Source organism: Oleiphilus sp. HI0123, from assembly GCF_001635315.1.
In genome coordinates this window covers 1-531 of the sequence record NZ_LWGE01000840.1, presented here as the reverse complement: position 1 = coordinate 531, position 531 = coordinate 1, and the positions used below count along the sequence as shown (strand labels likewise).

General features: G+C 45.6%; 1 protein-coding gene. It reads left to right on the top strand.

The features are described from left to right. On the top strand, nucleotides 1-531 hold a 531-nt coding region (locus tag A3761_RS07330), incomplete at both ends, for a WS/DGAT domain-containing protein (RefSeq protein ID WP_156491715.1).

Genomic DNA, 531 nt, shown 5'->3' with positions numbered 1-531 from the left:
CAAGCAATCAGTAAAAAGCATTTCTTTGCAAGCGCCCATCTACCGCTCTACAAAGTAAAGGAAATTAGAAAGGCCTACCCGGGCAGCACAATCAATGATGTTGTATTAGCAATCTGCTCAGGTGCTCTGCGAAAGAACCTGGAAACAAGCAATGAGCTTCCTGAAGAATCTTTAGTCGCTATGATTCCCGTATCAAAACGAGAAAAGGACGAACAAGGAAGCCCAAAAAGTTCAGGAGGGAACCTAATCTCTCCAATGCTCATATCGCTCGCGACAGACCTCGACAGCCCGAGCTCCCGACTTGGCATGATTCATCAAAATGCCCTTAGAGCCAAAGAGTTTAACTATAAAGTCGCGGTTGAACGAATCATGAAGCATCTTCCCTCGTGGTCTTCTTCCTTAACCATGAAAGCTTATACACGCCTTCGTCTAGCCAATATTCTAAAGCCCGTTTTCAACCTGATTATCACCAATGTACCGGGCCCCAAGGTTCCCTTGTTTCTGAATGGCGCCGAGCTAAAATCTCTTGAA